The sequence below is a fragment of the Akkermansiaceae bacterium genome (assembly GCA_017798145.1).
Classification (GTDB): Bacteria; Verrucomicrobiota; Verrucomicrobiia; order Verrucomicrobiales; family Akkermansiaceae; genus Luteolibacter.
The window spans coordinates 3,700,914-3,719,807 of record CP059069.1 but is presented as its reverse complement, the minus strand read 5'-3'; the positions used below and the strand labels follow the sequence as shown (position 1 = coordinate 3,719,807).

Annotated in this window: 18 protein-coding genes; 16 read left to right on the top strand and 2 right to left on the bottom strand. The window is 62.1% G+C overall.

All coding sequences use genetic code 11. The features are described from left to right. Positions 1-82 precede the first annotated feature (82 nt). Positions 83-1,888 (bottom strand): DUF4139 domain-containing protein, encoded by a 1,806-nt coding sequence (locus HZ994_15970; protein QTN33745.1) that lies wholly within the window; start codon positions 1,886-1,888, stop codon positions 83-85. Between the two features lie 235 nt (positions 1,889-2,123). Between HZ994_15970 and HZ994_15965 the strand changes: the two genes are divergently transcribed. The 10 genes from HZ994_15965 (at position 2,124) to HZ994_15920 (ending at position 13,132) form a co-directional block, all read left to right on the top strand. Next, positions 2,124-3,881, top strand: a complete 1,758-nt coding sequence (locus HZ994_15965; protein QTN33744.1) for a molybdopterin-dependent oxidoreductase — start codon at positions 2,124-2,126, stop codon at positions 3,879-3,881. 34 nt (positions 3,882-3,915) lie between these two features. Beyond that, complete coding sequence (locus HZ994_15960; GenBank protein QTN33743.1) at positions 3,916-5,181, top strand: NADH-quinone oxidoreductase subunit H; 1,266 nt, start codon at positions 3,916-3,918, stop codon at positions 5,179-5,181. A gap of 45 nt (positions 5,182-5,226) precedes the next feature. After that, the gene (locus tag HZ994_15955; GenBank protein ID QTN33742.1) at positions 5,227-5,793 is read left to right on the top strand and encodes an NADH-quinone oxidoreductase subunit I; all 567 of its coding nucleotides are present in this window, start codon (positions 5,227-5,229) and stop codon (positions 5,791-5,793) included. 34 nt (positions 5,794-5,827) lie between these two features. Next, entirely contained in the window at positions 5,828-6,241 is a 414-nt protein-coding gene (locus HZ994_15950; protein QTN33741.1) for a four helix bundle protein, read from the top strand. Positions 6,242-6,267: 26 nt separating this feature from the next. Further along, a complete protein-coding gene (locus HZ994_15945; protein ID QTN33740.1) occupies positions 6,268-6,834 on the top strand; it encodes an NADH-quinone oxidoreductase subunit J in 567 nt (188 codons plus the stop codon). 3 nt (positions 6,835-6,837) lie between these two features. After that, the gene (gene nuoK / locus HZ994_15940) at positions 6,838-7,158 is read left to right on the top strand and encodes an NADH-quinone oxidoreductase subunit NuoK (GenBank protein QTN33739.1); all 321 of its coding nucleotides are present in this window, start codon (positions 6,838-6,840) and stop codon (positions 7,156-7,158) included. 54 nt (positions 7,159-7,212) lie between these two features. Then, complete coding sequence (gene recJ, locus HZ994_15935; protein QTN33738.1) at positions 7,213-8,910, top strand: single-stranded-DNA-specific exonuclease RecJ; 1,698 nt, start codon at positions 7,213-7,215, stop codon at positions 8,908-8,910. Between the two features lie 57 nt (positions 8,911-8,967). Next, the gene (locus HZ994_15930; GenBank protein ID QTN33737.1) at positions 8,968-9,849 is read left to right on the top strand and encodes a YicC family protein; all 882 of its coding nucleotides are present in this window, start codon (positions 8,968-8,970) and stop codon (positions 9,847-9,849) included. 97 nt (positions 9,850-9,946) lie between these two features. Continuing rightward, complete coding sequence (gene radC, locus HZ994_15925; protein QTN33736.1) at positions 9,947-10,639, top strand: DNA repair protein RadC; 693 nt, start codon at positions 9,947-9,949, stop codon at positions 10,637-10,639. 15 nt (positions 10,640-10,654) lie between these two features. Beyond that, a complete protein-coding gene (locus HZ994_15920; GenBank protein ID QTN33735.1) occupies positions 10,655-13,132 on the top strand; it encodes a hypothetical protein in 2,478 nt (825 codons plus the stop codon). A gap of 10 nt (positions 13,133-13,142) precedes the next feature. On the opposite strand, the gene HZ994_15915 is transcribed toward HZ994_15920, so the two are convergent. Further along, on the bottom strand, positions 13,143-13,745 hold the full coding sequence (locus HZ994_15915) for an MBL fold metallo-hydrolase (protein QTN33734.1): 603 nt from the start codon (positions 13,743-13,745) through the stop codon (positions 13,143-13,145). Positions 13,746-13,795: 50 nt separating this feature from the next. On the opposite strand from HZ994_15915, the gene HZ994_15910 reads away from it, so the two are divergent. From HZ994_15910 to ruvB, 6 genes are all read left to right on the top strand, one after another. Continuing rightward, on the top strand, positions 13,796-14,437 hold the full coding sequence (locus HZ994_15910; GenBank protein ID QTN33733.1) for a hypothetical protein: 642 nt from the start codon (positions 13,796-13,798) through the stop codon (positions 14,435-14,437). Between the two features lie 38 nt (positions 14,438-14,475). Further along, positions 14,476-15,477 (top strand): hypothetical protein, encoded by a 1,002-nt coding sequence (locus HZ994_15905; protein ID QTN33732.1) that lies wholly within the window; start codon positions 14,476-14,478, stop codon positions 15,475-15,477. A gap of 26 nt (positions 15,478-15,503) precedes the next feature. Next, positions 15,504-16,535: a stilbene synthase gene (locus HZ994_15900; protein ID QTN33731.1), complete on the top strand. Its 1,032-nt coding sequence runs from the start codon at positions 15,504-15,506 to the stop codon at positions 16,533-16,535. 70 nt (positions 16,536-16,605) lie between these two features. Next, the gene (locus tag HZ994_15895; protein ID QTN33730.1) at positions 16,606-17,352 is read left to right on the top strand and encodes a DUF2071 domain-containing protein; all 747 of its coding nucleotides are present in this window, start codon (positions 16,606-16,608) and stop codon (positions 17,350-17,352) included. A 70-nt stretch (positions 17,353-17,422) separates the two neighbouring features. Then, positions 17,423-17,809 carry a globin gene (locus tag HZ994_15890; protein ID QTN33729.1) on the top strand — a complete coding sequence of 129 codons (387 nt, stop codon included), beginning with the start codon at positions 17,423-17,425 and terminating at the stop codon, positions 17,807-17,809. 44 nt (positions 17,810-17,853) lie between these two features. Continuing rightward, positions 17,854-18,882, top strand: a complete 1,029-nt coding sequence (gene ruvB, locus HZ994_15885; GenBank protein QTN33728.1) for a Holliday junction branch migration DNA helicase RuvB — start codon at positions 17,854-17,856, stop codon at positions 18,880-18,882. Positions 18,883-18,894 lie beyond the last annotated feature (12 nt).

The window sequence follows — 18,894 nt, the reverse complement described above, 5'->3', positions numbered from 1 at the left end:
TCTCACGACCTTTGCCATCCATCGCTTGCTCTCCCTCAAAACTGCCTTGAGATGCGGCCGGCTCGGCGAGCGCCCGAATGGCCTATTTCTTGTATTCCTTCAGGAACTCCTGCTGGGCGCGCTGTTTCTGCTCCTTGTTGATGTCGCGGAGCGTGAGGCTCTTGTCGAACTCGAGGGAGTAAGTGTATTTGAGGGAGGTGGATTTATCGAGGGAGCCGGGAGGCGCATCAAGATCCCAGCGGAGTATGCCTTTGGGTTTCTCGTAGCGGAGGTAGTCCGCATCGGTGCTGAGCTCCTGGCTCATTTCGCCGACGGAAACGCGGAGGTTGGTGGTGTCCTCCATGTAGGGCATGCGCTCGCGGAGGCGGATTTTCACGGGCTCCTGCTTGAAGTTGTCGATGATGATCTCGGAGCTGACGGAGACCCGGCGGTTGCCGCCCTGCACATCATCGCGCCGGTCCACGAGGGTGCGGCGGGCTTTCACCTGGCCATCGACGCCGAAGCCGAGGGTGAAGGTGCGCCCGCGGGCGATGCTCGGGATCTCGGTGCGACCCTTGAATTCGCCGTCCAGGAAAACATTCACCTGGCCTCCGAGGAGGTCGCGGCCGGTGGCGTTCGCCAGCTCGGCCTCACGGAAGACGGAGTTCGTCAGGATGGGCACGGCGATGTGGTAGAAATTCGCGGGTGCCTGGTGCTGCAGGACGGGGACCATCTGCGCATCCCGGCGGCTGATGACGCTGATCGGCGTGGCAAGCTCGTAGCGGATGCTGAGATCCTCCTCGCCTCCCTGATCCATGAGGCGCAGCTCGCTGAGCCGCTCGGAAAGCTCGATGAGCTGCACGCTGGCGGCGGAATCGTTTGCGCGGAAGTTCTGGCTGGCGATCTCATCCGTGGACTTGCCGAGGAACTGCGACTTGATGGCCACGTTCTTTTCCTGGACTGCGGATTTGTAGGAGTCGGCGTTGCCGCCCTGGGCGCCGCCGCCCGTCGAGACATCGACGTAGAGCGGGGAGAGGCGCGGATTGTAGGCGCTGGTCTTGGGCGATGCGGTGGAGAGGGCGACTTTCACGTCCTTCCAGTCCTCGCCGCTGACCTGGAAGATGAGGGCGTTGAACTCAACGGTCACGCCCTTGGAGGCGGTGTCGCCGCGGACATTGTAAACCGGAGACCAGCCGCAATCGCCGACGAAGTAGTTCAGGCTGATGCTGGCCGGCCCGGCGGCGGGCTTGTCGAGATAGACGACCGCATCGTAAGTGACGGGCGGCCCGGCGGCGAGGGTGGCCTTTTCCTTTTCCAGCAGTTCGAGAGCCTTCGCGTCCTCCTGGATCTCGAGGTCGAGCTTCATGATTTCCTGGGAGGCCTTTTCATACTCGCGGAAATGCATCTGGGTGACGGCCTCGATCTCCTTCGACTGGATGACACCATGGGTCATCTCCTGCGCGGCGGCGGGGGCGACGAAATTCTGCAGGTCCTTGAGGTAGTTCTGGCGGATGCGGCGCAGGGCGATCTCGTTCTTGGCGATCGCGGTCTTCACCTCAAGGGCGTCGATCGCATCGGTGACCTCGCCCGCCCGGCCCTGGAGCTTCGCGGCCTCCTCCGGCGGGCGGCTGCGGCAGGCAACGGAGCGGACGGTGACCCCTTTCGCCTGATCCGCGTGGACGGAGGAGGCATCGGTGGCGGATGGCAGCGGACCGATCACGATTTCGAAGGAGCCGGTCTTGTCTGCCGGGATCTCCACCAGCCGCGAGACGACTGCGGTGCCCTGGTAAAGTGTGATCTCGCTGATTTTCCCGGTGACGGGGGCGGGGCCGGCAGGTGGCGAGGCATCCTGCGCGGCGAGGAACGATACGGAGAGCGTCCAGAGAATTGCGGAGATAGGGGTTTTCATGACTGTCTGATTTGTGTCCATCTGATATGATCCCCAGCAAACCTCAATGAAAATCAATATTTGGCGGCTCCGGTGGGCTCCCCTTTTCAGCATTTCGGTTTTCAGCGTCTCAGCTTTGCCCATCACGCCCGGACTTTGTGAAAAATTTCACAAAGCACACTTGCCCCGCCGGATTTGCCCCGACATAGTCCGCGCAGGCCTGCCGGGCCATGAATCCGCGTATTTTTCCCCAGTCATGAGCGACACCCCCACGGCCACCGCTGAAGCCAAACTTCCAAAGGACATCGCCGCCGAAAAAGGCATGGTCAATGTCCAGATCGACGGTGTCTGGCACCAGTTCCCGAAAGGGATGCGGATGATCGAGGCCTGCCGCTACGTCAAGAAGGACGTCCCCTACTACTGCTACCACCCGAAGCTATCCGTGCCGGGCAACTGCCGGATGTGCATGGTGCAGATGGGGATGCCGCCCCGCCCCGCGCCCGGCCAGGATCCCACTTACGACGAAAACGGCTACCAGCCCATCGGCTGGATGCCCCGCCCCGCGATTTCCTGCGCCAACACCGTCGCGGAAAACATGGGCATCCGCACCTCCGGCGAGCTCGTCGAGAAATGCCGCGAGGGCGTGATGGAATTCCTCCTCATCAACCACCCGCTCGATTGCCCGATCTGCGACCAGGCAGGCGAGTGCCGCCTCCAGGAGCAATCCGTCGGCTTCGGCCGCGGAGTCTCGCGCTTCGTGGACATGAAGGTGAAAAAGCCGAAGAACGTCGATATCGGCCCGCGCATCCGGCTGGATGACGAACGCTGCATCATGTGCTCGCGCTGCATCCGCTTCATGGACGAGGTCGCCGGCGATCCGGTGCTCGGCTTCACCCAGCGCGGCACCCACACCACTCTCACCGTCCATCCGGGGAAACTGCTGGACAACAACTACTCGCTCAACACCGCCGACATCTGCCCCGTCGGCGCGCTGACCTCGAACGATTTCCGTTTCCAGATGCGCGTGTGGTTCCTGAAGGAAACGCCATCCATCGACGTGAACTGCGGCACCGGGACGAACATCATCATCCATACCCGCGGCAACACGATCCACCGCATCACGCCCCGCCAGAACGACGCGGTGAACTCGAACTGGATGCCGGACTCCCACCGCCTCAACTTCCACTACATCGACGGCGACACCCGCCTCACCGAAGTCCTCATCAAGGAAAACGGCACCCACCGCCCCGCCGCCTGGCCGGAGGCGATCGCGAAAACAGCGGAGAGCCTCTCGAAATACGATCCGTCGGAAATCGCCATCATCGCCTCCGCGCGCATGACCAACGAGGAGCTCTTCCTCGTCCGCGCCCTCGCCGGGGATCTCAAGACCGCCAACTTCACCACCATCGCCCGCGAGGGGGAAAACGACGGCCTGCTCATCGCCGCCGACCGCAACCCGAACACCACCGGCGCGAAACTCGTCTGGGGCTCCGCTGACCCATCCGCACCTCTCGCCGGTATCCGCGACGGTGTCCGCAACGGTTCGATCAAGGCACTCCTCGTCCTCGGTGAGGATCTCACCGCAGAGCCGGGCTTCACCGCCGAAGACCTCGCCAAGCCGGAATTCATCGCCTCCATCCAGCTCCTCGCCGGCCCGACCGCCGATTCCAGCGATGTGGTGCTCCCCGGAGCCGCCTTCGCCGAGAAACGCGGATCCATGGTCAACCTCACCGGCCGCCTCCAGCGCCTCAACCGCGCCGTCGAGCCCCAGGGACAGTGCCGCGACGACTGGGAGATCCTCCGCGACCTAAGTGCCGCCATCACCGGGGAAAAATCCGGCCTCCACATGATCGAGGACGTTTTCAAGGCAACCGCCGCCGCAACCACCCAATTCGACGGCCTGACCCTATCCAAAATCGGCGCCCTCGGCACGGTCGTCACCGAAACCGGCTACGAAATCCCGCTCCTCAAGAACGAACGCGCCCGCGCCGCCTCCGGGATCATCAATGGGTGATTCTTCCACTGATCACTTTCCACTTTTTCAAGCAATGCCCGAACTCGCCATCAACCTCGCGATCATCGTCACCAAGGTCGTGTTCTTCACCTTCCTGGTGGTGCTCCCCTTGGTGCCGCTCTCCGTTTATTTCGAGCGCCGCTTCTCCGCGATCATCCAGGACCGTGTCGGCCCGAACCGGGTCGGGATCCCGTTGACGCTTTTCGGGGCAAAGAAGGATTTCCATTTCTTCGGGCTCATCCAGCCCATCGCGGATGGCATCAAGCTCTTCCTGAAAGAGGATTTCACTCCCGACCATGTGAGGAAAGCCTTCTACTGGCTCGCCCCCGCCCTCACGGTCGTCCCGGCGCTCATCACCGTTTGCGTCGTCCCCTTCGGGCCGGATGTCACCCTCTTCGGACGCACCGAGAAACTCGTCATCGCCGATCTCGATGTCGGCCCGCTGTTCGTGTTCGCGATCTCCTCGCTCACGGTCTATGGCATCACCCTAGCCGGATGGTCATCGAATTCGAAATTTCCCTTCATCGGCGGCGTGCGCTCCACCGCCCAGATGATTTCCTACGAAATCTGCCTCGGCCTCTCGGTGATCCCCGTCCTGCTGTATTTCGGAACGCTCAACCTGAACGACATCGTCCAGCACCAGGCTGACAACGGCTGGCTCCTGCTGCCGTTCTGGGGTGAGTCGGCACCATGGAACAACGGCGGCGACTATTCCGCATGGCTTTTCCTAATCCCCGCCTTCATCGCGTTCCTGATCTTCACCGTCTCGATCTTCGCGGAAACCAACCGCATGCCCTTCGACCTTCCCGAGTGCGAGACGGAACTTGTCGGCGGCTACCACACGGAATATTCCTCGATGAAATTCGCGATGTTCTTCATGGGCGAATATGCGGCCATGGTGATCGGCTCCGCACTCATCATCACCCTTTTCCTCGGAGGCTGGTCTGCGGGCTTCGGCATGGATGCCGCAATCGCAAACTTCTCCATTGGCGACTTCCGCATCGGCGGCTTCATCCACGTCGGAATCTTCCTCACCAAGCTCCTCGCCTTCATCCTGTTCTTCATCCTCGTCCGCTGGACGGTGCCGCGCTTCCGCTACGACCAGCTCATGAAGCTCGGCTGGGTGATCTTCTTCGAAGCCGCGCTCATCAACGTCTTCCTCGCCGCACTCATCATCGCCGCCCCGGGACTCAACCAGGTCATCATAGCCGTCGGCTTTTTCCTCCTGGTAACAGTCACCGCCGCCATCATCTGGGTAGCCAAGTTCTCCGAGCCACCAGCCAAAGTCCTCCGCGCCTGATCCAGTTTCAGCATTTCAGTTTTCAAAATCTCAGCGTTTACCCCAATGCCCACCATCAAGCTCACCCGCCCGAAACTCGACGCCGGAGAAAAGATCTACTTCGGCGCGCTCATCAAGGGATTTTTCCTGACGATGAAGCACGCGGTGAAATCGCTGCGAGGGAAATCCTACGGCGCGGAAGGCCTCGCTTCCTCGGGTCTCGGCGTGACCATGCAGTTCCCCGAGCAGCGCTGGGACGAACACATGCCGGAATACTACCGCGGCGCCCCCACCCTCGTCACCGATGAGCAGGGCCGCGAACGCTGCGTTTCCTGCCAGCTCTGCGAATTCATCTGCCCGCCCAAGGCAATCAAGATCACCCCTTCTGAAATCCCCTCCGACGACAAGTGGGCGAAGGTCGAGAAGCGCCCGCTGGAGTTCGACATCGACATGATCCGCTGCATCTACTGCGGCATGTGCGAGGAAGTCTGCCCCGAGCAGGCCATCTACCTCCGCAAGGACTACCTCATCACCGGAACCTCCCGCAAGGACATGGTTCACAACAAAAAGAAGCTCTACGAAATCGGCGGCGTCCGCGTCGGACTCGTCAACAAGTGGAATGAACTAAAGTAAGGGACATTGGGAATTGGAGATTTGATAATTGAGGATGGACGAGGAAACCACACGAACGTTTGAAGAACTGGAGGCTTGGAAAGCAGGCCGTGAGCTCAGGATTTTCGTGTTCCGAAAGATTGCCCCACTTTTGATCAAATCGAGGGAGTTCAGCCTTTGTGACCAGATCAAACGTGCTTCCCGTTCCGTCACCCACAACATTGCCGAAGGTCACGGGCGCTTTCACTTTCTGGACAACTATCGTTTCTGCTCTCAGGCAAGAGGCTCGCTCAACGAGGTTTTGGATCAGTTCATCACCTGTCATGACGATTCCCTGATTGAAGATGAGCTTTACCAAGCAGGACGGGAAAATTTCAACAAGACGCTCCGAATTCTCAACGGTTACATGTCATGGCTCAAACGCTCTGCCAAGCCCAGCGACAAGCCCATCATCCCACCGGCGTCATAACCCAATATCCAATCTCCAATCATCCAATGCCCTCATATTTATTTTGGCTCTTCTCCACGATCATGCTCATTGGCGCATGCGCGGTGATCGCCTTCCGCAATCCGGTCTCCAGTGCACTCGCGATGGTGACCTCCTTCGTCGGCCTCGCCGCCCTTTTCATCGGCCTCTCCGCCTTCTTCGTCGGCGTGATCCAGATCCTCGTCTATTCCGGCGCGATCATGGTGCTGTTCCTTTTCATCATCATGCTGCTCGACCTCAAGGATGAGAAGAAACGCTCGGAAAGCTTGGCCCCGCTCGCCGCCGGCCTGGTGCTGGTGGGCGCTTTCTTCATCCAGCTCGTCGGGGTGCTTTCCAACAAGCTGCCGAACCAGATCGCACCCGCGCTCGACAAGGCCTCCCTCGCCGCCGCCGCCGATTCTTTCCCAAAGGGCACCAAGATCAACCAATCCCTCGAAGGCGGAAACCTCCCCGACGTCCACTTGATCGGCCACACCCTCTTCACGGAATACAACCTCCCGCTCCAGATCCTCGGAGTCCTGCTCCTCGTCGCCACCGTCGGCGTCGTCGTCCTCTCGAAACGGCAAACAAACTGAGACATGCCCTCCCTAAACGACTATCTCCTCGTCTCCGGCCTGCTGTTTTCCATCGGCCTCGCCGGGGTCGTGCTACGCCGCAACATCATCATCGTCTTCATGTGCCTGGAGCTTATGCTCTCCGCCGCGAACCTGACGCTGGTGGCCTTCTCCCGTTTCAATGTCGCCGATAACGGCCTGCCCGACTACAACGGCCAGATGCTGGTCTTCTTCGTCATCACCGTCGCGGCCGCCGAGGTCGCCGTGGGGCTCGCCATCATCGTCGCCCTCTACCGCGCCCGCCAGACCATCCACACCGATGAGCTGGTCTCGCTGAAAGGCTGATTTCTTTCCGCCCTTGTCTCGTCGGGCTGCGGGGTGCAAGCTCCCCGCAACAGTATGCGTGCAACGGCTTTCCGATGGATCCTACGCGGCGAGCCCTTCGATCCGGGCTCGCGCGCGGATGAAAATGATTTCCCCGCGATCCTGCGGCACCTCGTGAACCAGCGAGGGGTCCCGGAGGATGAGATCGAAACCTTTCTCCATCCGAAGCTCAGGGATCTCAGCGATCCCTTCCTCATGCCCGACATGCAGCCCGCCGTGGAACGCATCCTCAAGGCAATCGATGCCAGGGAAAATGTCTGCATCTACGGCGACTACGATGTCGATGGCGTTTCCGCGATCACCTTGATGACGAAAATCCTCCAGGCATACGGACTCAAGCCCAGGCCTTTCATCCCACGCCGAGGCGCAGAGGGATACGGCCTTAGTTTTGCAGCCATAGACCGTTGCCTCTCCGAAGGCACCAAGCCGGATCTGCTCATCTCCGTCGATTGCGGCACGGTCTCCGTCAAGGAAGTCGCCCACCTGCGGGAAATGGGGATCGATGTCGTCATTGCGGATCATCACGAGCCGGATCCTGCCGGAAGGCCGGATTGCTGCGCACTGGTGAACCCGAAATGCGGCACTGACTTCACCTATCTCTGCGCCGCCGGGGTGGTCTTCAAAATCGGCCATGCGCTCCTCAAAACCAGACCCGCCGACCTGGATCTCAAAGACCTTCTCGATCTCGTCGCGGTGGCAACCATCGCCGACATCGTCCCGCTTGTCGGCGAAAACCGGCTGCTCGTCCGCCACGGCCTCAAAGCGCTTCCCTCCACCCTCAACCCCGGCCTGCGCGCACTCCAGGATATCACCGGAATGAACGGCAAGGCTACATCCATGGACGTCGGGTTCCGCATCGGCCCGCGCATCAATGCGGCGGGGCGCATGGATTTCCCCGAGGATGCTCTGGCAACCCTGAACACCGATTGCCGGGTGACCGCCGGGGAGCTTGCGGAAAAACTCGATGCCTACAACCGCCAGCGGCAGGAGCACGAAAGCCTGATCCGCAAGGAAGCCGTCGAGCAGCTTTCCGGCGGCTTCGATCCGGCGAAGGATCCCGTCATTGTGATCGGCTCGCGCGACTGGCACCACGGCGTGGTCGGCATCGTCGCCTCCCGCCTGATGCGCCAATACCACAAGCCCACCTTCGTCATCGCCATCGACGGCGAGGGGATAGGCAAGGGATCGGGCAGGAGCATCGAGGGAGTCTCGCTGGTCAATGCGATCCGTGCCTGCCAAAGCGATCTGATCGCCGGTGGCGGGCATGCGATGGCCGCCGGACTCTCCATCCATGAGGAAAACATGAATCGTTTCCGTACGAACCTCGCCGAGTATGTGCTGGCCAGCACCACCGAGGAAGAGCGCAGCCCACGCCTCATCTACGATGCGGAGATCCCGTTTTCCCAGCTCTCCCTCGATTTCCTCAAAAGCTACGAGCTGCTCCAGCCCTTCGGAAATGCAAACCCCCAACCGGTGTTCGTTTCGCGCAACGTCGAGCTCAGCCGCCCGCCCTTCCACATGAAAAACAAGCACCTCCGCCTGACACTGCGGCAGGGTTATCATGAACAGGACGCGGTCTTCTTCGGCGGCGGCGAGCACGCATTGCCGGATCCGCCGTGGGACATCGCGTTCACAATCGACCGCAACACCTTCCGGGGGAAGACAACGCTGCAGATCATCATGCAGGGCGTAATGGCGGCAACGGGCGCCTGATTGCCGTCCACAAGTCCGCCATCGACAAGCCGTCCGGGTGCCCCTTGAATCGCTTCCATGCAATCGATGACCGGCTTCGGCCGCGGAACCCACAGCACGGACGAATGGACGGCCAGCGTCGAGGCATCCTCGATCAACCGGAAGCAGGCGGAAATCGTCGTCAACCTCCCGCGCGCGCTTCAGACTCTGGAGAGCAGCGTCAGGCAGGCGATCCTCCCCCACATCTCGCGCGGGCGCGTGCAACTCGCGATCAAGCTGGAAAAGCCGGAAGGAGCCGTTTCCGACCAGATCCGGATCAGCCCCGCCTTGGCCAGATCCTTCGAATCGGCGTTCTCCGACCTTTCGCTCATCATCGGACGGCAGCTGTTGCCAACACCGACGGACTTCCTGCGCCAACCCGGGATCCTGGAGATCGGAGAGTCCGATGCGATCGATCACGAGCAGGCATGGGAGGCGATTTCACCCGCATTGGGGCAGGCGATCGCAAACCTCAACTCCATGCGCGCCGCCGAGGGCAAGCACCTGCAGGAAGATTTCCTCGCCCGCCTCGGCCAGCTCATGGCTTTCACGCAGACGATTGCGGGCCATGCCCCTTCCCGTCCCGCACGCCAGCGCGAACTGCTGCTGAAACGGCTTTCCGATCTAGGCCTCCCGCTGGAAATGGATGACGAACGCTTGGTGCGCGAGATCGCGCTTTTCGCCGACCGCTGCGACATTTCCGAGGAACTTACCCGGCTCCACTCGCACTTCGCGAAGTTCCACGAATACCTCCACTCCACCGAGCCCTCGGGACGCTCGCTCGATTTCCTCTGCCAGGAACTTTTCCGCGAGTTCAACACCATCGGATCCAAGGCCAACGACGCGCTCATCGCGCAGACCGTCGTCGAGGCCAAAACAGAACTGGAGAAGCTCCGCGAGCAGATCCAGAACATTGAGTGAAAGCTGAAAACTGAAATGAGATTTACTCGCCGCCCTCCGATTTATCACTGCCTTATCTTAGCATTTCAGTTTCCAGCCTTTTAGCATTTGCCCAATCATGTCCCTGCTCAACGAATCCGGAGACCACGATCTTCCCCGCGAGAAGATCGACAAGTACGGTGTTGCCTCGCTGAGCAACGAGGAGCTGATGGCCATTTTCCTGGGCTCCGGCCACAAAGGGCGCAACGTGATCCAGGTGGCCGGCGACTTGCTGGAGAAATACGGCGGGCTCCAGGAACTCCGCAGGCTGCCCGTTTCCGAATACATGAACAACAAGGGCATCGGGCTTGCGAAGGCATGCAAGCTGGCCGCCGCCTTCGAGCTCGGCAGCCGCCTTTCGCGCGAAAAGATCAAGTCACTTCCGCTCGACTCCCCGGATCTGATCTATGACCACTTTGCTCACCAACTCGGCAATCTCCCCAATGAAAACGCCGTCGTAGTGACGGTGAACTCACGCCTGGAGCACACCAGCACGACCACGGTATCGATCGGCACGGTGAACGAAACCACCGCACATCCGCGCGAAATCATGCGTCCCGTGATTTCGCGCAACGCCTACGGATTCATCCTCATCCACAACCACCCCTCCGGCGACCCATCCCCGAGCCGAGCCGACCACAGGATCACCGAGGGACTCGTCAAGGCGGCGGAGATCATGCAGATCAAGCTCATCGACCATCTGATCATCGGCCGCCCCGCCCCCGGGCGCTCCGCTTTCTTTTCCTTTCGCGCGGCAGGTGTGATACCTTAGCGCGTCCTCCACGCCATGCTCCGTTTCCACATCGTGCACAATCTCCGGACAGCCGTCTGGCTGATCCTGTTCGCGCTCATCCCGCTATGCGGAGCAGGCCTGTACTGGGCGAACAAGACCGGCCTGCCCGACGAATGGCGGGAGGCCATCGAGCAGGAGATTTCCAAGCACGGGGTGCACGTCAAGATCGCCGCCCTCACCTATGTCCCGCTGCGCGGCGTCATCGCCCAGAACGTCCGTATCTTCGCGGAACCGGAGCGCATCCATGAAATCTCGCGGCTGGAGCGCGCGGAGCTGGCGCTCGATTACGCGAAACTCGCGGGAGGCGAATTCAGGATCAGGAAAGCCGTCCTCAGGAACGCCCGGCTGCTGCTCCCCGTGGATCCGAAAAAACCTTCCGGAGACTCGCTGGGCTTCACCGGGATCTACGGCACCATCATGGTGACGGAGGACAACGCCATCGAGATCCGCGACGGGCGCGGCGAGGTGGGCGGCGTCGGCGTCACCGTCGCCGCAAGGCTGCGAGGCGGCACCGGATCGGGAAGCCGCTCCGAGGATGAGAAAAACGAGGGACGGCGCAGGGAGGTGATCGCAAGGATACTCAGCGAGCTCAAGCAATGGGATTTCGGAACGGAAACCCAGCCCAAGGTGCACGTCGATATCAACGGAAACCTCAAGGACAAGGCCAGCATCAAGGCCGACTTCCGCATCGAGGCGGCCTCCGTGGAGAAACAGCAATACCGCCTGGAAAACCTCAGCGGCCGCGGCTCGCTCGACGGATATTTGCTCACGGTCAGCTCTTTCTCCGCACAGGATGCCAGGGGGAATATTTCCGGCCACGCCGATTATCGGCTGGGATCCAAGGAGGGGCGCTTTGACATCGAGTCCTCCATCGATATCCCCCGCCTGCTGAAATCATGGCTCTCCGCGCCCATCGGCGTCGATCTGCTCATCGGCGGCGGCCAGCGTCTCCAGGCGGCCGGCGATTTCGATCTCCATGAGGATTCCGCGCCATCCGTGCACCTCACCGGCCATGCTCTCTGCGAATCCGTGATGTTCCGCGGCGTTTCCTTCGACTCGCTCGAAACATGGTTCTCATGGCAGGACGGGGACCTGTTCCTGCGGGATCTCAAGCTCACCCGCCCGGACGGGGCGGCGGAGGCCAAGCTCTTGGTGCAGGACAGCAAGGCGCGGCTCGCCCTGCACTCCACCCTGCCCGCGCCGCTCTTCAAGCCGTTTTTCCCAGGGCAACCGCTTGAGATCGTCATCGGGGATTTCACCGAAAACGAAAACCCTTCCACCGAGATTTTCCTCGAGGGTTCCTTCGACCTCAAGGATCGCCACGCCTGGGACTACAAGGGCCACGGCACCGTCCGCAACCTCTCCTACAGGGGCGTGCCGGTGAAGTCCGCCGGCTGTTCGTTCCGGGTCAACCACGGTGAACTCGACTTTCACGATGGCAGCGTGACCTTTGACTACTCCCGTTACCCCTTGCGAAAAGCCCACGGCGGGCCACGCGAGGGAACCGCCTCGGTCGGCAGGATCCGCTACGACGCACCCAGCAAGACCATAGGTGTCGAGGCCGTGTCCGGTGATATCTGGGCGGCGCCCATGGTCCGTTTCTTCGCACCGAAGATCGCCGATGACCTCGAGCAGTACCGCTTCCACCGCCCGCCCTCCCTGAGCGGCTCCGGCGTCGTCGATGTCACCCCTCAGGGCCGCACCGATCTCACGGTGAAATTCAGCACCTCGGGAAAGGCGGATTACAAGTTTCTCGGGGAGGACATCACGGTGAGCGAACCGGAGGCGACCGTCTCGATCAAGGGAGATACGGTCGCCATCTCCGGCCTTTCCCTGGGCGCCTTCGATGGCACGGTGGCGGGCGATCTCCTCCACTCCGGGAAATCCCGCTTCGGCGGAGAACTGAGCTGGTCCAAGCTCTCGATGCCCGCGCTGGCCACCGCCTACGATTTCGAAATGGAGGGCGGGGGGCTTGTCACCGGGCGCATCGAATTCGGCATCACCGGGGCGGATGCCAGGACAATGTCCGGGCAAGGTCTCATGGGCCTGGAGGACGCCGCACTGTTTTCCGTGCCAGTCTTCGGCCCGCTCTCCCCGGTGATGGCAGCCGTCCTCAACGACAAACGCATGGGTTTCGAGCGCGCCAAGTCGGCCTTCTTCACCTTCGACATCAAGGACGGCATCCTCCGCACCCGTGATTTCCAGACGGCCACAACATCCGTCACCTTTGCGGGCGACGGCGAGGTCGATCTCGCCGCCAAGACCATCGACTTCACGATACGCCTGAACGCACGCGGCCTGTTAGGCCTGCTCACCCTGCCGCTGCGCCCCTTCTACGGCCTCTTCCAGTTCCGCGGCACCGGCCTGCTCGGCAGGCCGGATTGGGAAAACGTCCATTTCACCTCCCCGCCGGAAGCACAGAAGGAGATCCTTCTCAAAGCCCCGCCCAGGGCGCTCGTCGTGCCGGAGTGATTTCCGCACCTCACTTCAGGAATCCGTTGCCCGCCTTTTCCCGGCCTATCGTCGTCGCCCCGCCGTGGCCGGGGAGGACTTTTGTCTCGTCCGGGAGAGTCAGCAGCTCCCTGCGTATCCCGGAAAGAAGAAGCTCGAAGCTACCGCCCGGCAGGTCGCAGCGGCCCACGGAACCTGCGAAAAGCGCGTCCCCCGCGAACACAACCCCGGCGCCGGGGAGATACAGGATCACGCTGTCCGGCGAGTGACCCGGAACATGTGCCGCCCTGACATCATCCGCGCCGAAATACCGGCCCACCCCTTCCGGAATCAGGCCGTCCACCTGATAGGGCTCCACTGCGGGAATCCATGGCGCACCGAGCAATTCCAGCGTGAGATCCTTCGAGTAATGTGCCCAGGCATGGACTTTTGCGCCCTTCGCCCGGACCAGCGCCACATCCTCCACGTGATCGTAATGCTGGTGGGTCAGGTAAAGCGCATCGATGCGCACCCCTTTTTCATCGAGCCAACCGGAGATCCCTTCCGGCGCATCGACCAGGAAATTCCCATCCGGCGTCTCCACCAGATATCCGTTCGTCTGCGCCATGCCGCCGGTGTAGGAGGAAATTTTCATGGCCGTTTCTGCTACGGAACGCTTCCCTTTGCAAACACGCTTCCCCGGAAATGCCAGACCTATCCTCCCGCAGGCTCACCCCCGAACTCCTCGACAGCATCCCGCACGACGACCCCGGCGCGATCCGCTCCCGCCGCGACCTCGCACGGATAAATTGTTTCATGGGAAACGACCGGTGGATCATCCGCAAGATCCCGGATCATCCCGCCCATATCACCGAGATCGGCGCGGGCGATGGGTTACTGCTTTCCAAAATCTCCAAACTTCATCCCCGGGCGGAAATCTCCGCCTACGATCTCGCCCCCCGCCCCGCGCATCTGGCGGAAAACATCTCATGGCACCGGGGCGACATTTTCGCACAAGCCCCTCCCGCACATGGCGGCGTGCTCATCGCGAACCTCTTCCTCCACCACTTCACCGAAGCACAGCTAGCCACTCTCGGAACATGGATGCGCGGCTTCGGCATCCTGCTTTTCAGCGAGCCGCTCCGCGCAAGTTTCCCGCTCCTCATGGGGAAACTCGCCACCCCATTCATCCACCCCATCACCCGCCACGACATGCGGGTGAGCATCGAGGCGGGCTTCCGCCCCGGGGAGCTGCCTGATGCGCTGCGTATTGACCGGAAACATTATCAAATTTCGGAAACCGCGCATTGCCGCGGATCCATCCGCATGGTGATCCTGCGAAACTAGCCCTCGCCTGATGGCAAAGCGGTGTTAGGGTCAATGGCTTGACCGAAACCATAAAAATTCACGGAGGCGGCCTCACCGGGCTGTCCCTCGCGATCGCCCTCCGGAACCGAGGCGTCCCCGTGATCCTGCACGAGGCCGGCACCTACCCGCGCCACCGCGTCTGCGGTGAGTTCATCTCCGGAATCTCACGGCAAACCATCGAAACCCTCGGCATATCGGAGCCACTGGAAGACGCACTCCGCCACACCGATGTCGCATGGTTCGCGGGTAATCGCCTGCTGCGCGAAAACAAGCTGCCAGAACCAGCCCTCGGCATCTCCCGCCACCTCCTCGACAACCGCCTCCAACAACTCGCCAAAGGACTCGGGGCGGAAATCCGCACCCTCTCCCGCCAACACACCGAGCCTGGGAAACCCGCCACCGTCCGGACCGCAGGCCGACGTCCCACCCGTGGAAAATGGATCGGCCTAAAGGCGCATGTCCGCAACATCCCAACCGGCGCCCACCTAGAAATGCACAGCGGCCCCACCGGATACCTCGGCATCACCCCGGTCGAAAACGGATGGACCAACGTCTGCGGGCTGTTCCGCGCAGACCGCAGCATCAGCGCAAGCCACAGGGACCTGCTCCCCGCCTATCTCCGGAAAAACGGCAACACGGCTCTCGCGGCGGCTCTCGAAAACGCCGATTGGAAACCGGACTCCTTCACCGCCATAGCGGGCTTCGCGCTCGGCCTTCAGCCACCCACTCCCGGCATCCTCGCGCTCGGCGACTCCCATTCCATCATCCCGCCCTTCACCGGCAACGGCATGACCATGGCCTTCCAGTCCGCGGAAACCGCCCTCCCCCACCTGGTGGATTACGCCAAGGCAAAAACAAACTGGCCCACCACCTGCGAACGGATCGCCCACGCCCTCCGCAGCCGTTTCCAGAAACGCCTCCACGCCGCAAGATTCCTCCACCCCCTGCTCTTCCGCCCCGCCGCCCGCCATTTCCTCAAAATCGCCCCCATCAACCCCATCCTCCACCTCGTCCGCTAGCCACTGGACAAGACCATCACCAAGCCATGTTTCTAACAAGCCTCGCCACCGCCAACCCTCCCCACGCATTCACCCAGGCGGAGACATGGCTCGCCCTCCAATCCCATCCCGACATCGGGAAACTCAAGCCCCGCTCCCTTTCCCTGTTGGAAAAAATCCTCACCAACCCCTCCTCCGGCATCGCCCAACGCCGCTTCACCTCCCCCGACCTCACCCACATCTTCCGAAAAGACGCCGAACAGCTCAACCGCTCCTTCGAACACGAAGCCCCGAAACTCTCCGCCGCCGCCCTGACAAGCGCCCTCGCAAAAGCCGGCATCCGGGCCGATGAAATCGACGCCCTATTCCTCTGCACCTGCACCGGTTATCTCTGCCCCGGCCCGTCCAGCCATGTTGCGGAAATCGCAGGGCTCCGCGCCGACGCCTATCTCTGCGATCTCGTCGGCCTTGGCTGCGGCGCCGCCATCCCCACCCTCCGCGCCGCCCACGGCTACCTCGCCGCAAACCCCACCCACCGCGCCGCCGTGGTCGCCATGGAAATCTCATCCGCCGCCTTCTACATCGACGACGATCCCGGCGTCCTCATCTCCCTCTGCCTCTTCGGCGATGGCGCCGCCGCCGCCATCCTATGCGGCGAGAACGCAAGCGGAGCAGCCTGGGAATTCCACGGCTTCGACACCCACCACATACCCGCCGAGCGCGAGAAAATCCGCTTTGCGAACTCCGGCGGAAAACTCAAGAACCAGCTCCACCGCAGCGTCCCCGAACTCGCAGCATCCGCCGTTTCGAAACTCTACGAACGCCGCCAAAAATCCCCTGACCAGATCCTCGCCCACTCCGGCGGCCGCGATGTCATCGAGGCCATCGAGACCGCCATCCCCGGCTTCCACCTTACCGAAACCCGCCAAGTCCTCGCCAACCACGGCAACATGTCCAGCCCCTCGCTCCTCTTCGCGCTGGAGGAACGCCTCCGCACCCAACCCGCCGACACCTCGCTCTGGCTCACCGCCTTCGGTGCCGGCTTCGCCGCCCACTCCTGCCATCTCTCAAGAACCTAGGGACCGGAACCAATGGCTCCAGCCAGGCGGACTCATCATCCTTGGCGGCCTGACACAATCCTCAACCAGCATGCATCCCACCCCAGCACAACGCCTCGCCCAGCGCTCCCGCCCCTCCGGCCTCCCCGTCATGAAACAGCTCTGGGCAGGACTCGGTTTCTTCCACTGGCCCGTCGATCCGACAGTCATCCGGGAACGCATCCCGACCGGCCTCCGCGTAGACACCTACGATGGCAAGGCATGGCTCGGCATCGTCCCCTTCCTCATGCAGCGCGTCCGGCCGGCCGGCCTTCCGCCGCTGCCTTGGCTCTCATGGTTCCACGAGCTCAACCTCCGCACCTATGTCTTCGACAAACACGGCAACCCCGGAGTCTGGTTCTTCTCGCTCGATTGCAACCAGCCCCTCGCCGTGGAGATCGCCCGCCGTTTCTTCCATCTCCCCTACGAGCACGCCCGCATGTCCTCCTGCGTGGAATCGGGAAACATCCGCTACTGCAGCCTCCGGAAAAAGAGCACGCTTCCCCAAGCCCTTTTCACCTATCCCTCGCAGCCCTCCTCCCCCGCCACGGCGGCCGAGGGCTCGCTCGAATGGTTCCTCGTCGAGCGCTACCGCCTCTTCTCCGTTGATCGAAACGGCCAACTCCACAGCGGCATGGTGCACCACGCCCCCTACCTCATCTCACCCATGCCGCAGGCCACCTGCGCGACCACCCCCTTCGCCCTCAACGGCTTCCCCCAACCCGAAACCCATCCCACCTCCATGCTCTGTGCACAGCCCGTGGAGGTAAGCGTGTTTCCCCTCAGGAAAATCCCGTGACCCTTGCCAAGCTGCGCGACACGGACATGATGAGACCTTTCCCATCAACCCTGCAAACGCCCAGCTCCCCATGACCCCTACCGAACAAGATGTGATCAAGGCCTGTGGCGAAGACGGCATCCGCGCCATGGTCGCCGCCTTCTACCGCCGCGTCCGCATCGACGACCTCATCGGCCCCATGTATCCCGCCGACGATTGGGAGGGCTCCGAGGAGCGCCTTGCCGACTTCATGCTCTTCCGCCTCGGCGCCTCCGATGCCTACATGGAAAAGCGCGGCCACCCCCGCCTGCGGATGCGCCACATGCCCTTCAGGATCGGCATCGCCGAGCGCGACCGCTGGCTCCAGCTCATGGCAGAGGCCATGGACGAGACGAAAGTCCCCCCCTTCGCCCGCTCATTCCTCGATTCCCTCTTCGCGCAGGTCGCGGATTTCATGCGCAACCAGCCGGAAACATGAACCTTTTCGCGCCCGCGTCTTTGCATTAGAAATGCCCGCCCCACATGCCAGAGAACTTTTACCAGCAGACCGCCGAAGCGCCCGACACCCCCTTCGATGTCTCGCTCCGCCCCCCGGCCTTCTCCGAATTCATCGGCCAGGAAAAGGTCAAGGATCGCATCCTGCTCATGCTTGAGGCGGCGAAACGGCGCGGCGATGTGCTAGACCACGTACTCCTCTCCGGCCCACCCGGCTTGGGGAAAACCACGCTCGCCAACCTAATTGCCAAGGCCGCAGGCACACAGATGCACACAACCTCCGGCCCGCAGATCGAGAAGGCGGGCGATCTCGCCGGTATCCTCACGAACATCCAGAAAGGCGACATCCTTTTCATCGACGAGATCCACCGCCTCCACCCGGCCATCGAGGAATACCTCTACCCCGCGATGGAGGACTACCGGCTCGACATCATCATCGACTCCGGCCCCTCAGCCCGCTCGATACAGATCAACCTGCCGCGCTTCACCCTCGTCGGCGCAACCACCCGCTCCGGGATGCTCACCGCCCCGCTGCGCTCGCGCTTCGGCCTCATCAACCGCCTCGACTACTACACCCGCGAGGAACTCGCCGACATCATCGAGCGCTCCGCCGGACTGTTAGATGTGGAAATCCACCGCCAGGGTGCGCTGGAGGTCGCATCGCGCTCGCGCGGCACCCCGCGTGTCGCCAACGCCCTGCTGCGCTGGGTTCGGGACTTCGCCCAGGTACGCGGAGGTGGCATCATCGATGCGGAAAACGCCGTGGGTGCGCTCGCCATGATCGAGATCGATGCCGACGGCCTCGATGAAATGGACAAGCGCATCCTCGAAGCCATCATCTACAAGTTCGGAGGCGGGCCTGTGGGGCTGAATTCGGTGGCGGTCGCCTGTGGCGAGGACGCCGCGACCCTTGAGGAAGTCCACGAACCTTTCCTCATCATGCAGGGCTTCGTCCAGCGCACCCCGCGCGGAAGGACGGCCATGCCCGCCGCGTATGCAAAGATAGGCGCACCGCTCCCGCCGAAACCGGAAGACCCGCAGGCGAAACTTTTCTGAACCACGAAAAAC

Bases quoted from the DNA above. Each gene is read 5' to 3' on its own strand.
- HZ994_15970 (QTN33745.1), bottom strand. From the start codon at position 1,888: ATGAAAACCCCTATCTCCGCAATTCTCTGGACGCTCTCCGTATCGTTC.
- HZ994_15965 (QTN33744.1), top strand. From the start codon at position 2,124: ATGAGCGACACCCCCACGGCCACCGCTGAAGCCAAACTTCCAAAGGAC.
- HZ994_15960 (QTN33743.1), top strand. From the start codon at position 3,916: ATGCCCGAACTCGCCATCAACCTCGCGATCATCGTCACCAAGGTCGTG.
- HZ994_15955 (QTN33742.1), top strand. From the start codon at position 5,227: ATGCCCACCATCAAGCTCACCCGCCCGAAACTCGACGCCGGAGAAAAG.
- HZ994_15950 (QTN33741.1), top strand. From the start codon at position 5,828: ATGGACGAGGAAACCACACGAACGTTTGAAGAACTGGAGGCTTGGAAA.
- HZ994_15945 (QTN33740.1), top strand. From the start codon at position 6,268: ATGCCCTCATATTTATTTTGGCTCTTCTCCACGATCATGCTCATTGGC.
- nuoK (QTN33739.1), top strand. From the start codon at position 6,838: ATGCCCTCCCTAAACGACTATCTCCTCGTCTCCGGCCTGCTGTTTTCC.
- recJ (QTN33738.1), top strand. From the start codon at position 7,213: ATGCGTGCAACGGCTTTCCGATGGATCCTACGCGGCGAGCCCTTCGAT.
- HZ994_15930 (QTN33737.1), top strand. From the start codon at position 8,968: ATGCAATCGATGACCGGCTTCGGCCGCGGAACCCACAGCACGGACGAA.
- radC (QTN33736.1), top strand. From the start codon at position 9,947: ATGTCCCTGCTCAACGAATCCGGAGACCACGATCTTCCCCGCGAGAAG.
- HZ994_15920 (QTN33735.1), top strand. From the start codon at position 10,655: ATGCTCCGTTTCCACATCGTGCACAATCTCCGGACAGCCGTCTGGCTG.
- HZ994_15915 (QTN33734.1), bottom strand. From the start codon at position 13,745: ATGAAAATTTCCTCCTACACCGGCGGCATGGCGCAGACGAACGGATAT.
- HZ994_15910 (QTN33733.1), top strand. From the start codon at position 13,796: ATGCCAGACCTATCCTCCCGCAGGCTCACCCCCGAACTCCTCGACAGC.
- HZ994_15900 (QTN33731.1), top strand. From the start codon at position 15,504: ATGTTTCTAACAAGCCTCGCCACCGCCAACCCTCCCCACGCATTCACC.
- HZ994_15895 (QTN33730.1), top strand. From the start codon at position 16,606: ATGCATCCCACCCCAGCACAACGCCTCGCCCAGCGCTCCCGCCCCTCC.
- HZ994_15890 (QTN33729.1), top strand. From the start codon at position 17,423: ATGACCCCTACCGAACAAGATGTGATCAAGGCCTGTGGCGAAGACGGC.
- ruvB (QTN33728.1), top strand. From the start codon at position 17,854: ATGCCAGAGAACTTTTACCAGCAGACCGCCGAAGCGCCCGACACCCCC.